The organism is Pseudonocardia sp. ICBG1142 (assembly GCF_020496255.1).
Lineage (GTDB): Bacteria > Actinomycetota > Actinomycetes > Mycobacteriales > Pseudonocardiaceae > Pseudonocardia.
In genome coordinates this window covers 815,673-831,284 of sequence record NZ_JAHLJC010000031.1, presented here as the reverse complement: position 1 = coordinate 831,284, position 15,612 = coordinate 815,673, and the positions used below count along the sequence as shown (strand labels likewise).

12 protein-coding genes are annotated in these 15,612 nt (G+C 73.6%); 5 read left to right on the top strand and 7 right to left on the bottom strand.

The genetic code is table 11. The annotated features are described in order from the left end of the window. Positions 1–3 precede the first annotated feature (3 nt). A complete protein-coding gene (gene tkt / locus KPL59_RS28125; RefSeq protein WP_226362848.1) occupies positions 4–2,124 on the bottom strand; it encodes a transketolase in 2,121 nt (706 codons plus the stop codon). Positions 2,125–2,635: 511 nt separating this feature from the next. Between tkt and KPL59_RS28120 the strand changes: the two genes are divergently transcribed. Next, on the top strand, positions 2,636–3,556 hold the full coding sequence (locus tag KPL59_RS28120; protein WP_226362847.1) for a heme o synthase: 921 nt from the start codon (positions 2,636–2,638) through the stop codon (positions 3,554–3,556). A 34-nt stretch (positions 3,557–3,590) separates the two neighbouring features. Here the strand turns inward: KPL59_RS28120 and KPL59_RS37200 are convergent, their stop codons facing one another. The 6 genes from KPL59_RS37200 to mptB all read right to left on the bottom strand — a co-directional run bounded on the left by KPL59_RS37200 (position 3,591) and on the right by mptB (position 11,218). Beyond that, entirely contained in the window at positions 3,591–5,615 is a 2,025-nt protein-coding gene (locus tag KPL59_RS37200; RefSeq protein WP_226362563.1) for an alpha/beta fold hydrolase, read from the bottom strand. Positions 5,616–5,667: 52 nt separating this feature from the next. Then, positions 5,668–6,639, bottom strand: coding sequence for a quinone oxidoreductase (locus tag KPL59_RS28110; RefSeq protein WP_226362562.1), 972 nt, complete (start codon positions 6,637–6,639; stop codon positions 5,668–5,670). A gap of 162 nt (positions 6,640–6,801) precedes the next feature. Next, the gene (locus KPL59_RS28105; protein ID WP_374111675.1) at positions 6,802–7,785 is read right to left on the bottom strand and encodes a heme A synthase; all 984 of its coding nucleotides are present in this window, start codon (positions 7,783–7,785) and stop codon (positions 6,802–6,804) included. A 15-nt stretch (positions 7,786–7,800) separates the two neighbouring features. Beyond that, the gene (locus KPL59_RS28100) at positions 7,801–8,556 is read right to left on the bottom strand and encodes an ABC transporter permease (RefSeq protein WP_051050365.1); all 756 of its coding nucleotides are present in this window, start codon (positions 8,554–8,556) and stop codon (positions 7,801–7,803) included. Between the two features lie 35 nt (positions 8,557–8,591). Beyond that, positions 8,592–9,503, bottom strand: a complete 912-nt coding sequence (locus KPL59_RS28095; RefSeq protein WP_226362560.1) for an ABC transporter ATP-binding protein — start codon at positions 9,501–9,503, stop codon at positions 8,592–8,594. After that, a complete protein-coding gene (gene mptB, locus KPL59_RS28090) occupies positions 9,500–11,218 on the bottom strand; it encodes a polyprenol phosphomannose-dependent alpha 1,6 mannosyltransferase MptB (RefSeq protein ID WP_226362559.1) in 1,719 nt (572 codons plus the stop codon). The genes KPL59_RS28095 and mptB overlap by 4 nt, the downstream gene beginning before the upstream one ends. 129 nt (positions 11,219–11,347) lie before the next feature. On the opposite strand from mptB, the gene KPL59_RS28085 reads away from it, so the two are divergent. Genes KPL59_RS28085 through sufC form a run of 4 tightly spaced genes read left to right on the top strand, consistent with a single transcriptional unit; the run spans position 11,348 to position 15,612 of the window. Next, complete coding sequence (locus KPL59_RS28085) at positions 11,348–12,160, top strand: helix-turn-helix transcriptional regulator (protein WP_374111674.1); 813 nt, start codon at positions 11,348–11,350, stop codon at positions 12,158–12,160. Then, positions 12,157–13,593: a Fe-S cluster assembly protein SufB gene (sufB, locus tag KPL59_RS28080; RefSeq protein ID WP_043278714.1), complete on the top strand. Its 1,437-nt coding sequence runs from the start codon at positions 12,157–12,159 to the stop codon at positions 13,591–13,593. Before KPL59_RS28085 ends, sufB begins: the two co-directional genes overlap by 4 nt. Then, positions 13,590–14,780 carry a Fe-S cluster assembly protein SufD gene (sufD, locus tag KPL59_RS28075; RefSeq protein WP_226362558.1) on the top strand — a complete coding sequence of 397 codons (1,191 nt, stop codon included), beginning with the start codon at positions 13,590–13,592 and terminating at the stop codon, positions 14,778–14,780. The genes sufB and sufD overlap by 4 nt, the downstream gene beginning before the upstream one ends. A gap of 37 nt (positions 14,781–14,817) precedes the next feature. After that, on the top strand, positions 14,818–15,612 hold the full coding sequence (sufC, locus tag KPL59_RS28070) for a Fe-S cluster assembly ATPase SufC (RefSeq protein WP_226362557.1): 795 nt from the start codon (positions 14,818–14,820) through the stop codon (positions 15,610–15,612).

Below are 15,612 nucleotides of genomic sequence, written 5' to 3'. Positions count from 1 at the left end.
CCTTCACGCCGTCGTCGCGGCGAGGGTCTCCCGCGCGGCGTCGGCGACGGTGTCGGCGGTGAAGCCGAACTTCTCGAACAGGGTGGCGGCGTCGGCGCTGGCGCCGAAGTGCTCGATGGACACCGATCGCCCGGCGTCGCCGACGATGCCGCGCCACGGCATCGCGATCCCGGCCTCGACCGAGACCCTGGCCCGCACCGCGGACGGCAGGACCGACTCGCGGTAGGCCTCGTCCTGGGCGTCGAACCACTCGACGCACGGCATGGACACCACACGGGTACCGACGCCGTCGGCCTCCAGCTTCTTCCGCGCCTCGACCGCGAGGTGCAGCTCGGAGCCGGTGGCGACGATCACGACCTGCGGGACGCCGGTCGAGGCGTCGGACAGCACGTAGCCGCCGCGCGCGACGCCCTCGGCGGAGGTGCCGGGCAGGGTCGGCACGTTCTGGCGGGTCAGCGCGAACCCGATCGGCCCGTCCGACGGGCGCTCCAGCGCCGCCTTCCAGGCGTAGACGGTCTCGTTGGCGTCACCGGGGCGGACCACCGACAGGCCCGGGATCGCGCGCAGCGCGGCCAGGTGCTCGATCGGCTGGTGGGTCGGGCCGTCCTCGCCCAGACCGATCGAGTCGTGCGTCCACACGTAGATCGGGTTGGTCTTCATCAGGGCGGCGAGGCGGACCGCCGGGCGCATGTAGTCGGAGAACACCAGGAAGGTGCCGCCGTAGGCGCGGGTCGGGCCGTGCAGGGCGATGCCGTTGAGGACCGCGCCCATCGCGTGCTCGCGGACACCGAAGTGCAGCGTGCGGCCGTACGGGGAGGTCGTCCACATGCCGGTCGAGGCCGACTTCGGGCCGAACGAGTCGACGCCCTTCATCGTGGTGTTGTTCGACTCCGCGAGGTCGGCCGAGCCGCCCCACAGCTCCGGCAGCACCTCGGCCAGCGCGCCGAGCACGGTGCCGGAGGCCTTACGGGTCGCGAGGCCCTTCTCGTCGGTGTCGAAGTGCGGCAGCGCGTCCGCCCAGCCCTCGGGGAGCTCCTTCGCGAGCAGCCGGTCCAGCAGCTGCTTGCGCTGCGGCTCGCGCTGCGCCCACTCGTCGAAGGTGCCCTGCCAGGTGTCGTGCGCGGCGCGGGACCGCTCGCCGACGGCCCGGGTGTGGGCGAGGACGTCGGCGTCGACCTCGAAGTCCTGGTCCGGGTCGAACCCGAGGACCTTCTTGACCTCGCGGACCTCGTCGTCACCGAGCGCCGAGCCGTGCGCGGCACCGGTGTTCATCTTGTTCGGCGACGGGTAGCCGATCACGGTCTTGAGCACGATGATCGACGGACGGCCGGTCTCGGCCTTCGCGGCCTCGAGCGCGGCGAGGATGCCGGTGACGTTCTCGCCGCCCTCGACGACCTGCACGTGCCAGCCGTAGGCCTCGTACCGCTTCGCGGTGTCCTCGTTGAACGCGATGTTGGTGTCGTCCTCGATGGAGATCTCGTTCGCGTCGTAGATCACCGTGAGGTTGCCGAGCTCCTGGCGGCCGGCCAGCGACGACGCCTCGGAGGTGACGCCCTCCTCGATGTCGCCGTCGGAGGCGATCACGTAGATCTGGTGGTCGAACGGCGAGGACCCCTCGGGGGCGTCCGGGTCGAACAGGCCGCGCTCGCGACGGGCGGCGATCGCCATCCCGACGGCCGAGGACAGCCCCTGGCCCAGCGGGCCGGTGGTCATCTCGACGCCGCGGGTGTGGCCCCACTCCGGGTGGCCCGGGGTGAGCGAGCCCCACGTGCGGAGGCTCTCGAGGTCCTCGCGCTCCAGGCCGTAGCCGGCCAGGTACAGCTGGATGTAGAGGGTGAGGCTGGAGTGGCCCGCGGAGAGCACGAACCGGTCGCGGCCCATCCAGTCCGGGTCGGCCGGGTCGTGGCGCATGACGCGCTGGAACAGCGTGTACGCCAGCGGGGCCAGGCTCATCGCGGTGCCGGGGTGTCCGCTGCCGCACTTCTGGACCGCGTCCGCGGCCAGTACACGGATGGTGTCCACGGCCCTGCGGTCGAGGTCGGTCCAGTCGTCGGGGACGTGCGCGCGGGTGAGCGCGGCGACGGCGCTGTCCCCGGCGTGGGGGGACGTAGCGGTCTCGGACAAGGCGATGGCTCCTGTACTCGCGTCGACGATCGTCGGTCTGCCGGTGGTGGATCCCGAGGTCCGCCCGGTGGTCGCGGCCACTGCGGTGGCGGCGACGTCGGCGGGTGTCGTGGTGACCCGGACCACCTGGCGGCATCCTCGCCGCCCCGACCCGGAACACCCTACTGCTCACGCCCGCGGCCTGCGGCTTTGCGCCTCGTGGCGTTCGGCGGACCGGGGCGCCGAGGTCGGTGTACCCGGCGGGCCCGCGACGCATGCCACCGGTTAGCATCGACGCGCTGTAGAACTAGGGAGGTCGCCACCGCGGCTACCCACCCGGTGTCCACGGCACCGAGCCGGTGCGGCCCCTCGGGCGGCGCGGCACGGGATCACTACGTCGAACCGAGCGAGGTACGAACAGGTGAGCGCACCCGCGTCAGGGCGGAGCCGGGCCGACGAGGCCGGAGTGCCGGCCGAGCACGTCCCGGCCGGACCGGACGCCGCGCCGGCGGCGACGCCCCCCGCCACGACCGTGGTGGTCCCGGCGGCACCGACCGGGCGCCTCGCCCGCGTCCGCGCCACGGTGGCGGCCTATCTGGGCCTCACCAAGACGCGGATCATCGAGCAGCTGCTCGTCGTCACCGTGCCCGCCATGTTCCTGGCCCAGCGCGGCGTTCCGTCGCTGCTGCTGATCGCGGCCACCCTGGTCGGTGGCGCGATGGCCGCCGCCGCGGCGCACGCGCTGAACTGCGTCGTCGACGCCGACATCGACCAGAAGATGGCGCGCACCGCCCGCCGTCCGCTGGCGCGGGGACAGGTCCCCACCCGCAACGCGCTGGTGTTCGGCCTGGTCCTGGCCGCGCTGAGCTCGGTGTGGCTGGGCCTGACCACGAACTGGCTCGCCGCGGTGCTGTCGCTGGCCGCGATCGCGTTCTACGTGCTCGTCTACACGATGCTGCTCAAGCGGCGGACCTCGCAGAACATCGTGTGGGGCGGTGCCGCGGGCTGCATGCCGGTGGTGATCGGCTGGGCCGCGGTGACCGGCACCGTCGAGTGGCCCGCGCTGGTCATGTTCGGTGTGATCTTCTTCTGGACGCCGCCGCACTTCTGGGCGCTGGCGATGCGCTACCGCGAGGACTACGCCGCCGCCGGGGTGCCGATGCTCCCGGTCGTCGCGCCCGCGCCCGCGGTGTCGGTGCGGATCGTGGTCTACAGCTGGGTGATGGTGGCCTGGAGCCTGCTCCTGCTGCCGGTGACGTCGTGGGTGTACCTCGCGGTGGCGCTGCTCGGCGGGGCCTACTTCGTGTTCCGTGCGCACCGGCTGCACCACCAGGTGAAGTCCGGCGGCGAGATCTCCCCGATGCCGCTGTTCCACCTGTCGAACATCTACCTGTGCGTGCTGTTCGCGGCGATCGCCGTCGACGCCGCGCTGGGGCTGCCGGTCCTGTTCTGAGCCCGGACCGGCAGCCCGCCGGGGCGGCGGCCGGTCAGCGCAACAGGTCCGGGGTCTCCCACTCCGTGCCCAGCACGTGGTGGTCCAGGAACGCCCACACCGTGCGGTACCAGACCTTCGCGTGGTTCGGGGCGAGGACCCAGTGGTTCTCGTCGGGGAAGTACAGGAACCGGTGCGGGTTGGCCTCCGGGTCGGCCTGCCGGGACACCAGGTCCCACCACAGCCGCAGCCCCTCGCCGATCGGCACCCGGTAGTCGCGGTCGCCGTGGATCACCAGCATCGGGGTGACGATCGCGTCGGCGTGCCGGTGGGGGCTGTTGGCCTGCGCCATCGTCGGGGTCATCTCGGTCAGCCAGTACTCGGCGTGGTCGGTCGTCGGCCCGAACTGGTCGAGCGCCCACAGGCTGGCGTGGGTGACGATCGCGGCGAACCGGTCGGTGTGCCCGGCGACCCAGTTGGCCATGTAGCCGCCGAAGGAGCCGCCCATCGCCGCGGTGCGGGTGTCGTCGATGTCGGGCCGGGCGGTCGCGGCGTCGGTGGCGGCCATCAGGTCGGTGAACGGCGCGCCGCCCCAGGCACCCCAGCCGCGCTGGACGAAGTCCTGGCCGTAGCCGGTCGACAGGGCCGGGTCGGGCAGCAGCACGGCCCAGCCGCGTGCGGCCATCAGCCACGGGTTCCACCGCCATGACCAGGCGTTCCAGCTGGCCAGCGGGCCCCCGTGGATCCACAGCAGCAGCGGGGCCGGGCGCTCGGCGTCGGCACCCTCGGGCAGGACCAGCCAGGCGCGGACCCGGGTGCCGTCGGCGGCGGTGGTCTCCAGCTCGGTCAGCGAACCGGGCAGTGCCGGCGCCGCGGCGGGCGCGGGCAGGTACTCCGGGACGGCGTCGTGGCCGTCGGCGGGGATCCGGACCGGGGCGGGGGGCGCGTCGTAGGCGTGGCGCAGTGCGTAGACCCACCGCCCGTCCGGCGACGGGCACGGGTCGGAGTAGGTGCCGTGGTCGCCGGTCAGCCGGGTGACGGTGTCGTCCTCCCCGGTCGCGCCCAGCTCGATCCGGAACAGCGGGCCGCGGCCGTTCTCGTCGGCGGTGACCACCAGCGCGGACCCGTCGCGGGTCCAGCGCGCCGCGGTGGGCCACCGGTCCCAGCCCGGTGCCACCGGGCGCGGTGCGCCACCGGCGAGCGGGACCAGGACCAGCTCGGTCCGCGGCGCGACCTCCGGGGTGGAGACGCGTTCGCGCAGCGCGACGACGGTCCGCCCGTCCGGGCTGATCCGGGGCGCGGCGTACTCGTGGCCGTCGTCGTCGGTGAGGTCGCGGTGCTCCCCGGTCGCGGTGTCGACCACGAGCAGACCCGGCCGCCAGGTGCCGTGGCCGTGCGCGCGGTACCAACCGGTCACCACCGAGCCGCCGTCGGGGGACACGTCGAACGCGGTCTCGTCCAGCGCGCGGCCCGGCGCCGGGGTGAGGTCCCGCCACGGGTCCGTCTCCCCGGGGGTGGCCAGGAGCAGCCGTTCCTCGGCCGGTCCGAGGTCGTGGTCCCAGTGCCGCACCGGGTAGCCGGTGTGCAGGATCGCGGTGACCTTGCCCTCGGTGCGCGCGCTGCGGCGCTGCTCGTCTTCCTCGGTCGTGGTGGCACCGGGCAGCGTGGGGGAGGACACGACGACCGTCCCCGCGTCGGCGGCGACGGCGACCGCGGAGATCCCGCCGGGCCGCGCCCCGGCGGGCTCGGCCTCGCCCCCGGCCGCCGGGAGGCGCCACAGCGAGGTCGGCGGCTCGGTCTCCCCGGTGGCGTCGGGGTCGGGGCGGGCGGACCGGAACAGCAGGTCGCCGTCGGGGGGGAAGACCGGCCCGGACTCGCCGGCCGCGCCCCGGGTCAGCCGCCGCGCCGGGGCGTCCCCCGCGGGGTCGATCTCCCACAGGGCGGTCCGGTAGCGGGTGCCGTCGGCGTCGAGTTCGGCGACGCCGGTGACCAGGCGCTGCCCGTCGGGGGACAGGGTGAGCCCGCCGAGGCGGGGGAGTGCGACGTAGGCGTCGAGGTCGTGGAACGGGGTGTCGGTCACGCCGTCGGTTCTACCGCACGCAGCGCGGCGGACCGACCCCCGTGGCGCCTCGTCAGGGGACGAGCAGCACCTTGCCGGTGGTGCGGCGGCCCTGCAGGTCGTCGTGGGCGGTGCGGGCGTCCGCCAGGCCGTAGCGGTGCCCGATCCGTACGCCGAGGCGGCCCGCGGCGACCTCGCCGTACACGGCCGCCGCGCGGGCGCGCAGCTCGTCGGTGGTGGCGATGTAGTCGAACAGCTTCGGGCGGGTCAGGTACAGCGACCCCGCCGCGTCGAGCCGCTGCGGGTCGAACGGCTCGACCGGGCCGGACGCGGCGCCGTAGAGCACCAGCGTGCCGCGACGGCGCACCGAGGCCAGGCTCGCGTCGAACGTGCTGCGCCCGACCGAGTCGAACGCCGCGTGCACGCCCTCGCCGCCGGTGAGGTCGCGGACGGCGGCGGCCAGGTCGTCGACCGCGGTGTAGTCGATCACCTCGTCGGCGCCGGCCCCGCGGGCCAGCTCGGCCTTCTCCGGCGTCGACGTCGTGGCGATCACCCGGGCGCCCTTCGCGACGGCCAGCTGGGTGAGCAGCAGCCCGACGCCCCCGGCCGCGGCGTGCAGCAGGATCGTCTCCCCGCCGCGCAGCGGGAAGCAGTCGGTGACCAGGAAGTGCGCGGTCATGCCCTGCAGCGCCGCGCCGACCGCGACGTCGTCGGCGACGCCGTCGGGCACCGGGACGGCCTTCGCCCACGGCACGGCGACCTGCTCGGCGTAGCTGCCCAGGGTGTTGGCCCAGGCGATCCGGTCCCCGACCGCGACGCCGTCGACGTCCGGGCCCAGCGCGGTGACCCGGCCCGCGCCCTCCAGCCCCGCGACGTAGGGCGTCGGCATCGGGTAGATGCCCTCGCGCTGGTAGGTGTCGATGAAGTTCACGCCGGCCGCGGCAACCTCCACCAGCACCTCGCCCGGACCCGGGACCGGGGCGTCGGTGTCGACGACCTCCAGCACCTCGGACCCGCCGGGCTCCCGCACCCGTACCGCACGCATGTGTCCTCCTCGTCGCTCGCGGCTGTTGCCGGGCCCGATCATGCCCGCACGCGTCGCGGCGCAGCATCCGGGAGACGGTCCGCCGCGCGCCCGGTGCGCGCGACGAGACCGTCGGTCGGCAGCGGGTCGCGCAGCACGTCGTCCGGACGTACCCGTGCCGGCTCAGGCCGACGCGGCGGCGGGCTCCGGGGCGGTGTCCGCCGGGTCACCGGTCGGGGTGGCGCGGGGGTCGACGGCGGCCGGCCGGGTCGCGGTCCCGGCCCACACCCAGGCGGCCGCGGCGGCGGTCAGCCCGGCGCCGAGCACGTGCAGCGACACCAGCAGCTCCGGCACCCCGAGGGCGTACTGGACCCCGCCGAGCGCGCCCTGGGCGAGGACGACCACGACGAGCACCCGGAAGCGGCGCTGCAGCGCCTGCGGGGCGGACACCGCGCGCAGCAGGAACCCGAGCCCGACCAGGGTCCCGAGGTAGAGGAACAGGGTGTCGACGTGCAGCTGCGCGAGTGCGGGGATCGGCACGTCCAGGCGCGGGGTCTCCGGGTCGCCGCCGTGCGGACCCGCCGCGGTGACCAGCGTCCCGGCGACGAGCAGCACCGCGAGCACCGCGGTGGAGAACAGCACCAGCCCGCGCCCGACGGCGGGCACGGTGCGGGTCGCCGGGCCGTCGGCCTCGGTCGCCGCGCCGACGAACAGCACCGAGAACCAGACCAGCATCATCGAGGCGAGGAAGTGGAGCATCACCGTCCACCAGGCCAGCCCGAGGAGCACCGTGATGCCGCCGATGACGGCCTGCGCGACGACGCCGAGCGGCATGGCCAGCGCGAGCGCGGTGAGGCGGCGCCTGCGGGGCCGGGTGAACAGGGCCCCGAGCAGCGCGGCGCCGGCGAACAGCACGACCAGGATGCCGAGCAGCCGGTTGGAGAACTCGATCCACATGTGCAGCGGCGCGATCTCGGCGTGGTCGACCGGGATCATGCTGCCCGGCTCGCACTGCGGCCAGGTCGAGCAGCCGAGCCCCGAGCCGGTGACCCGCACGACCGATCCGGTCACCCCGATCCCGATCTGGGCGACGAGGTTCGCGATCGTGAGCCGGCGCATCAGTACCGGCGGGGTGGAGGGCACGCGCGACGACAGCACACTACGCATCGTAGAAGATGCGGCTCAGGTCCAGCGCACCAGCCGCGACGCGGCCACCCCGGCGACGACGGCCCACCCGGTGAGCACCAGCAGCGGCCCGGCCGACGGGAACTCACCCGCGCCGAGCGCCGACCGCAGCGCCTCGGCCAGCGCCCCGGACGGGAGCCACGGGGCGATCGCCGCCAGCGGTCCCGGCAGGTCCGCGACCGGCACCACGATCCCGCCCGCCAGCAGCAGCGCGAACCACACCAGGTTGGCGACGGCGAGTACGATCTCCGCCCGCAGCGTCCCGCCCAGCAGGATGCCCAGCGCCCCGAACGCGGCAGCGCCGAGCAGCACGGCCAGCGCGGCGCCGTCGAGCCGGGCCCCGGCCGGGGACCAGCCCAGCAGTGCGGCGAGCACGCCGAGCAGCACCACCTGGATCACGACGACGGCGGCGACCGCGGTCAGCCGCCCGCACACCAGCAGCCAGCGGGGCAGCGCCGTCGCGGCGAGCCTGCGCAGCGCGCCGTAGCGGCGGTCGAAGCCGAGCGCGATGGCCTGGCTGGTGAACGCCGAACTCATCACGGCCAGCGCCAGCATGGCGGCGAACAGCCACGCCACCCGCGGCTCCGGGGCGGGCACCGCCGGGACGAGCGTGAGCCCGGCCAGCAGGGCCGCCGGGATGAGCAGGGTCAACAGCACCTGTTCGGCGTTGCGCAGTGCGAGCCGGGTCTCCAGGCCGCCCTGGGCCCGCAGCATCGTCAGCGCACGTCCGCGGCCGGGCGCGGGGGTGAACATGCCGTCGGGGAACGGCGGGGCCGTCGGCGGGGTCCTCACGAGCGCAGCTCCCGTCCAGTGAGGTCGAGGAAGACGTCCTCCAGGCTGCGGCGCACGACCTGGACGTCGTCGGCGAGCACGCCCTGGTCGGCACACCACGAGGTGATGGCGGCGAGCGCGGCCGGGTCGATCCGGCCGCGGACCCGGTAGCGGCCGGGGGAGGTCTCGCAGCTGGCGTAGCCGGCGGGCAGCCGGGCGTCCAGACCGTCGACGTCCATCCCCGGCCGGGCCCGGAAGCGCAGCTCGGTCTGGTCGCCCGCGGTCAGCTGCGCCGGCGAGCCGTGCGCCACGACCCGGCCGTGGTCGATGATCACGACGTCGTCGGCGAGCTGTTCGGCCTCGTCCATCAGGTGGGTGGTCAACAGCACCCCGACGCCGTCGCGGCGCAGCGCCCGCACCAGGTCCCACACCAGATGGCGGGCCTGCGGGTCGAGACCGGCGGTCGGCTCGTCGAGGAACACCAGCTCCGGGCGCCCGACGACGGCGCAGGCCAGCGCCAGGCGCTGCTGCTCCCCGCCGGAGAGCCGCTTGTACGGCGTGCCCGCCCGCGGTCGTAGCCCGAGCACGTCGAGGAGCATGTCCACGTCGAGCGGGTGCGCGGCGCAGTCGGCGACCAGGTGCAGCATCTCCCCGGTCCGCACGGCCGGGTACGCGCCGCCGCCCTGCGGCATGACGCCCACGCGGGGGCGGACGGTCTCGTCGGCCGGGTCGTGGCCGAGCACCCGCACCCGCCCGGCCGAGGGCGTCCGGAAGCCGGTGCACACCTCGACGGTCGAGGACTTGCCGGCGCCGTTCGGGCCGAGCAGGGCGAGGACCTCGCCGCGGGCCAGGTCGAGGTCGATCCCGTCGACGGCGGTCGTGGTGCCGTAGCGCGCGACGAGGCCGCGGATCTCCAGGGCGGCGCTCACCGGACGGGCTCCGTGTCCGAGGCCGCGCGGGTCCCGGCGGGGGCGTCGCCCGGGGTGGCTGCCGCGCCGGTGTTGTCGGAGCCGTCGGCGTCGTCGGGGTGGTCGGGGCCGCCGGGGCCGTCGGCGGCCGCGTCGCCGGGGGCGCGGATCAGCCGCGCGACCACGTACAGCGCGAGGGCGTACATGACCGCGCCCGCGGTGATCGCCAGCGGCAGCTGGAATCCGCGGAAGAAGAAGTCGGCGCCGGTGGGCGGCACGACCAGGGCCAGCACCACAGACAGCAGCAGCAGGCCGCGGCGGTAGAACGGCATGGCCCGGGTGACGACCAGCGGCAGCAGGGCCCAGAACAGGTACCAGGGGTGCACGACCGGGCCGAGCAGCACGACCGCGCCGAGCCCGAGCCCGGTGCCGGTGACCGGGTCGATCGTGCCGCGCAGGCAGCCCAGCAGCAGGGCGACGACGATGACCACGATCGGCAGCACGAACAGGCTGCGCATCAGGCCCATCGTGGTGTCGAGGTGGTCACCGAGCCCGGCGAGCCTGCCGACCTGGCCGGCGAGCAGGCCGAGGTTGGTGCTGATCGACATGGGGGAGATGAGCGCGCTGGGCGCCGACAGCCCGCGCACCCAGTTGAAGCCCAACCCGGTGGCGAGGCTGAAGAAGGTCAGCACCGCGGCGGCGATCGCGGACAGCCACGCGGTCGTCACGGCCCAGTCGACGAGCCTGCCGCCGCGCCTGCGGACCAGGTACACGCCGCCGAACCCCAGTGCGAGCAGCGCGGGGAGCTTCACCGAGGCGGCGGCGACGATCAGCGCGGCGCCGGCGGTGATCCGCCACCAGGGCTGCACGGTGTCGTCGCGGCCGAGCATCACCCAGAGCCCGAGCAGCATCAGCGGCAGCATGATCGACTCGTTGTGGATGCCGCTGACCATGTGGAACAGCACCAGCGGGTTCGCCGCGCCGAGCCACAGGACCAGCCCGGCGTCGAGGTCGAAGCGCGACGCGAGCCGCGGCAGCACCCACACCAGCAGGGCGACCCCGGCGAGCGCCAGCAGCCGGTGTTCGAGGATCCCGAGGACGACGTTGTCCCCGGACAGCGCGGTGATCCCGCGCCCCAGGCCGAGGAACAGCGGGCCGTAGGGCGCCGGGGTGTCGCGCCAGACCGTGGGGATGCCGCGCACCAGCGGGTCGTCGATGCCGAGCGCCTGCGCCGGGCCGATCGAGTACGGGTCGATCCCGCGGGCGAGCGTCGCGCTCTGGGCGAGGTAGCTGTAGATGTCCTTGGAGAACATTGGCGGCGCCAGGGCCAGCGGCACCCCCCACAGGATCGCGGTGCGGCCGAGCTCGCGACGCTCGGGCGCGGGGTGCCGCGCCCCGCGGGTCGTGAGCATCCGGGCGATCCACAGCCAGGCGGTGACCACCATCAGCAGGCCCGCGTAGGTGACGGCGATGGCCAGGGTGACGTTGCGTGCGGGCAGCCCGATCACGCGCAGCCCGTTCAGCGGGTTCGGCACCGGGAACGCCCCGGAACCCAGTGCGCTGATCCCCATCAGGAGCGCGCCGGTCAGGCCGAGGATCCGCGCGATCCGGGCCTGCTCGCGCAGGCCGCGCCGGGCCCGGTGGCCGGTCGACGGCGGTGCGGCTGGGGGATCGGACGGCGCCGCACGCGTCGGGGGGTCGTCGCGCCCGGGCGGGGCGACCTCGGGCGTCACCATGGGAGAAGAGGCTAGTGGTGCCGTCGCGGGGGGTCCGGTACCGGCCCTCACCTGCGGGTGGAGTGAGCCCGGTCACCGCGGCGGGGGGCCTGTTTTGCCGTGCCGACCGATATACGCAACACTGGTGTTGTGAAAACGGACCGGACAGCGCCGCGGCGCCTCGACGACCCTGCCTGCGGGCACGGCGTCGCGGGCGACGCCGTGGTGCCCGCCGGATCCGGGACGGGTACCCGTGCCCTCGTGGCGCGGGTGCTCATGGAGCAGGGTCCGGTCACGGCCGCCGTCGTGGCGGCCGAGCTGGAGCTCACCGAGGCCGCCGTGCGCCGGCACCTCGACGCGCTGATCGTCGACGGCGAGGCGGAGGCCCGGGCCCCGGCCCGGTCCGCCCGGCCGCGGGGCCGGGGTCGTCCGGCCCGGGAGTACCTGCTCACCGACACGGGCCGGGTCCGGTTCGGGCACGGGTACGACGACCTGGCCACCCAGGCTCTGCGCTTCCTCGCCGACACGGCGGGGGAGGAGGCGGTCGACGCCTTCGCCCGGCACCGGGTGCGCGAGCTGCTCGGGTCCGACCTCGACGCGGTGACCGCTCCGGCGGAGCCCGCGGAGCGGGTCGAGGCGCTCGCCCGGGTGCTCAGCGCCCGCGGCTACGCCGCACAGACCCGGCGCGGCGGGTTCGGGGTGCAGCTGTGCCAGCACCACTGCCTGGTCGCCCACGTGGCCACCGAGTTCCCGGAGCTCTGCGAGGCCGAGACGCGTGCCTTCGCCGATCTGCTGGGCACGCACGTGCAGCGGTTGGCCACGATCGCCCGCGGCGACGCCGCGTGCACCACACACGTGCCGCTCGAGGATCCCGAACTCCTCGCGCGGGTACGGGACAGGGGAGCCGCGGGTACCGCGCAGCTCCCACCACCACGGTCCCCGAAAGGGAGGCAGTCCTTATGACGACCACTCCTGATGTGCGCACCGAGCTCACGCAGGAGGAGACGATCGCGGCGCTCGGCCGGTACGACTTCGGCTGGGCCGACTCCGACGAGGCGGGCTCCATCGCGAAGCGTGGCCTGTCCTCCGACGTCGTCGCCGACATCTCCCGCCTGAAGAACGAGCCCGAGTGGATGCTGGAATTCCGGCAGAAGGCGCTCGACATCTTCGGCAAGAAGCCGATGCCGCGCTGGGGCTCCGACCTGTCCGGGATCGACTTCGACAACATCAAGTACTTCGTGCGCTCCTCGGAGAAGCAGGCCGCCACCTGGGAGGACCTGCCCGAGGACATCAAGAACACCTACGACAAGCTGGGGATCCCCGAGGCCGAGAAGGCCCGCCTGGTCTCCGGTGTCGCCGCGCAGTACGAGTCCGAGGTCGTCTACCACTCGATCCGCGAGGACCTCGAGCAGCAGGGCGTCATCTTCCTGGACACCGACACCGCGCTGAAGGAGCACCCGGAGCTGTTCCGGGAGTACTTCGGCTCGGTCATCCCGTCCGGTGACAACAAGTTCTCCGCCCTGAACTCCGCGGTCTGGTCCGGCGGTTCGTTCATCTACGTCCCGCCGGGTGTGCACGTCGACATCCCGCTGCAGGCCTACTTCCGGATCAACACCGAGAACATGGGCCAGTTCGAGCGGACGCTGATCATCGTCGACGAGGGTGCCTACGTGCACTACGTCGAGGGCTGTACCGCGCCGATCTACAAGACCGACTCGCTGCACTCGGCCGTCGTCGAGATCGTGGTCAAGAAGGGCGGCCGCTGCCGCTACACCACGATCCAGAACTGGTCGAACAACGTCTACAACCTGGTCACCAAGCGCGCCAAGGCCGAGGAGGGCGCGACCATGGAGTGGGTCGACGGCAACCTCGGCTCCAAGGTGACCATGAAGTACCCGGCCGTGTGGCTGATGGGCGAGCACGCCAAGGGCGAGGTCCTCTCGATCGCGTTCGCGGGCGAGGGCCAGCACCAGGACGCCGGTGCCAAGATGGTCCACCTCGCGCCCAACACCTCCTCGACGATCGTGTCGAAGTCGGTGGCGCGTGGCGGCGGCCGTACGTCCTACCGCGGCCTGATCCAGGTCAACCCGCGCGCACGCAACTCCCGGTCCACGGTGAAGTGCGACGCGCTGCTGGTCGACACGATCTCCCGCTCCGACACCTACCCCTACGTCGACATCCGCAACGACGACGTGTCGATGGGGCACGAGGCCACCGTCTCCAAGGTCTCCGACGACCAGCTCTTCTACCTGATGAGCCGCGGTCTGACCGAGGACGAGGCCATGGCCATGGTCGTGCGCGGGTTCGTCGAGCCCATCGCGCGCGAGCTGCCGATGGAGTACGCGCTGGAGCTGAACCGGCTGATCGAGCTGCAGATGGAGGGTTCCGTCGGATGACGACGAGTGACGTTGCCGGCCTCGCGCCCGAGCTGGAGGGCGCCAAGGAGGGGCAGGGCGAGGTCCCGATCGCCTCGGCCGGCGAGCGCTTCCAGTCCTTCGACGTGGAGGCGTTCGAGGTCCCCGGGGGCCGCGAGGAGAACTGGCGGTTCACCCCGCTGCGGCGCCTCAAGGGCCTGCACGACGGGTCGGCCGACCTGCAGGGCTCGCCCGTGGTCACGGTCACCGAGGCCGCGGGGGTCACGGTGGAGACCGTCGGCCGCGACGACGCCCGTCTCGGTGAGGGCGGCACGCCCTTCGACCGGGTCGCCGCCGCCGCGTGGTCCGGCTTCGCCGAGGCCACCGTCGTGACCCTGGACGGCGAGAAGGTGGAGCCGGTCACGATCACCGTGGAGGGCCCCGGCGAGGGCGTCTCCGCGGCCGGTCACCTGCACATCCGCACCACCCCGCACACGCAGGCGACGGTCGTCGTCGTGCACCGGGGCTCGGGCGTGCTGGCCGACAACACCGAGGTCGTGCTCGCGGACGGCTCGCACCTGACCCTGGTCGTCACCGAGGAGCGGGCCGACGACGCCGTGCACGTGGGCGCCGAGCACTACTCGGTCGGCCGCGACGCCACGCTGCGCGGGACGACCGTACAGCTCGGCGGCGACCTGGTCCGGGTCTCCTCGACCGTGCGCTACGCCGGCCCCGGCGGCGACGCGGAGCTGATCGGCCTCGGGTTCACCGACGCCGGCCAGCACCTGGAGCAGCGCCTGCTGGTGGACCACGCGGTGCCGAACTGCAAGAGCAACGTGCTCTACAAGAACGCGCTGCAGAGCCTCACGAAGGACTCCTCGCACGTGGTGTGGATCGGCGACGTGCTGATCCGGGCCGCCGCCGAGAACACCGAGACCTTCGAGTTCAACCGGAACCTGGTGCTCACCGAGCACTGCCGCGCCGACTCCGTGCCCAACCTGGAGATCGAGACCGGCGAGATCGTGAGCGCCGGCCACGCCAGCGCCACCGGCCGGTTCGACGACGAGCAGCTGTTCTACCTGCGCAGCCGCGGCATCCCCGAGGACCAGGCCCGCCGCCTCGTCGTCCGCGGGTTCTTCGGCGAGGTCCTCAACAAGATCACGCTGCCGGAGCTCAAGGAGCGACTGGAAGCGGCCGTCGAGGCCGAGCTCGCCCTGACCGGCGTCTGATCCCACACCCTTCCCGAATACGGAGCGACCACCACAGATGTCCACTCTGGAGATCAAGGACCTGCACGCCTCGGTCGAGACGGCCGAGGACGGTCCCAAGGAGATCCTGCGCGGCGTGAACCTCACCGTCCGCGCGGGCGAGACGCACGCGATCATGGGGCCGAACGGCTCCGGCAAGTCCACACTGGCCTACGCCATCGCCGGGCACCCGAAGTACACCGTCACCGGCGGCGAGGTGCTCCTCGACGGCGAGAACGTCCTGGAGATGTCGGTCGACGAGCGGGCGCGGGCCGGGCTGTTCCTGGCCATGCAGTACCCCGTCGAGGTCCCGGGCGTGTCGATGGCGAACTTCCTGCGCTCGGCGGCCACCGCCACCCGCGGCGAGGCGCCGAAGCTGCGGACCTGGGTCAAGGAGGTCAAGGAGGCCATGGCCGGCCTCGACATCTCCCCGGAGTTCGCCGACCGCTCGGTCAACGAGGGCTTCTCCGGCGGTGAGAAGAAGCGCCACGAGGTGCTCCAGCTCGAGCTGCTGAAGCCGAAGTTCGCCGTGCTCGACGAGACCGACTCCGGCCTCGACGTCGACGCCCTGCGCGTCGTGTCCGAGGGCGTGAACCGGTACCGCTCCGGCGGCGAGACCGGCGTCCTGCTGATCACGCACTACACGCGGATCCTGAACCACATCAAGCCGGACCGCGTGCACGTGTTCGCCGGCGGCCGCGTCGTCGAGTCCGGCGGCCCGGAGCTGGCCGACGAGCTCGAGAAGAACGGCTACGTCCGGTTCACCCAGGCGAGTGCAGCGGACCAGAAGGCTGCGCAGAAGGCATCGGCCTGA

What these genes read in the sequence shown, in the direction of transcription:
- KPL59_RS28105 (WP_374111675.1), bottom strand. Translation starts at nt 7,785, where the DNA reads ATGCGTAGTGTGCTGTCGTCGCGCGTGCCCTCCACCCCGCCGGTACTG.
- sufB (WP_043278714.1), top strand. Translation starts at nt 12,157, where the DNA reads ATGACGACCACTCCTGATGTGCGCACCGAGCTCACGCAGGAGGAGACG.
- sufC (WP_226362557.1), top strand. Translation starts at nt 14,818, where the DNA reads ATGTCCACTCTGGAGATCAAGGACCTGCACGCCTCGGTCGAGACGGCC.
- sufD (WP_226362558.1), top strand. Translation starts at nt 13,590, where the DNA reads ATGACGACGAGTGACGTTGCCGGCCTCGCGCCCGAGCTGGAGGGCGCC.
- KPL59_RS28100 (WP_051050365.1), bottom strand. Translation starts at nt 8,556, where the DNA reads ATGTTCACCCCCGCGCCCGGCCGCGGACGTGCGCTGACGATGCTGCGG.
- mptB (WP_226362559.1), bottom strand. Translation starts at nt 11,218, where the DNA reads ATGGTGACGCCCGAGGTCGCCCCGCCCGGGCGCGACGACCCCCCGACG.
- KPL59_RS28110 (WP_226362562.1), bottom strand. Translation starts at nt 6,639, where the DNA reads ATGCGTGCGGTACGGGTGCGGGAGCCCGGCGGGTCCGAGGTGCTGGAG.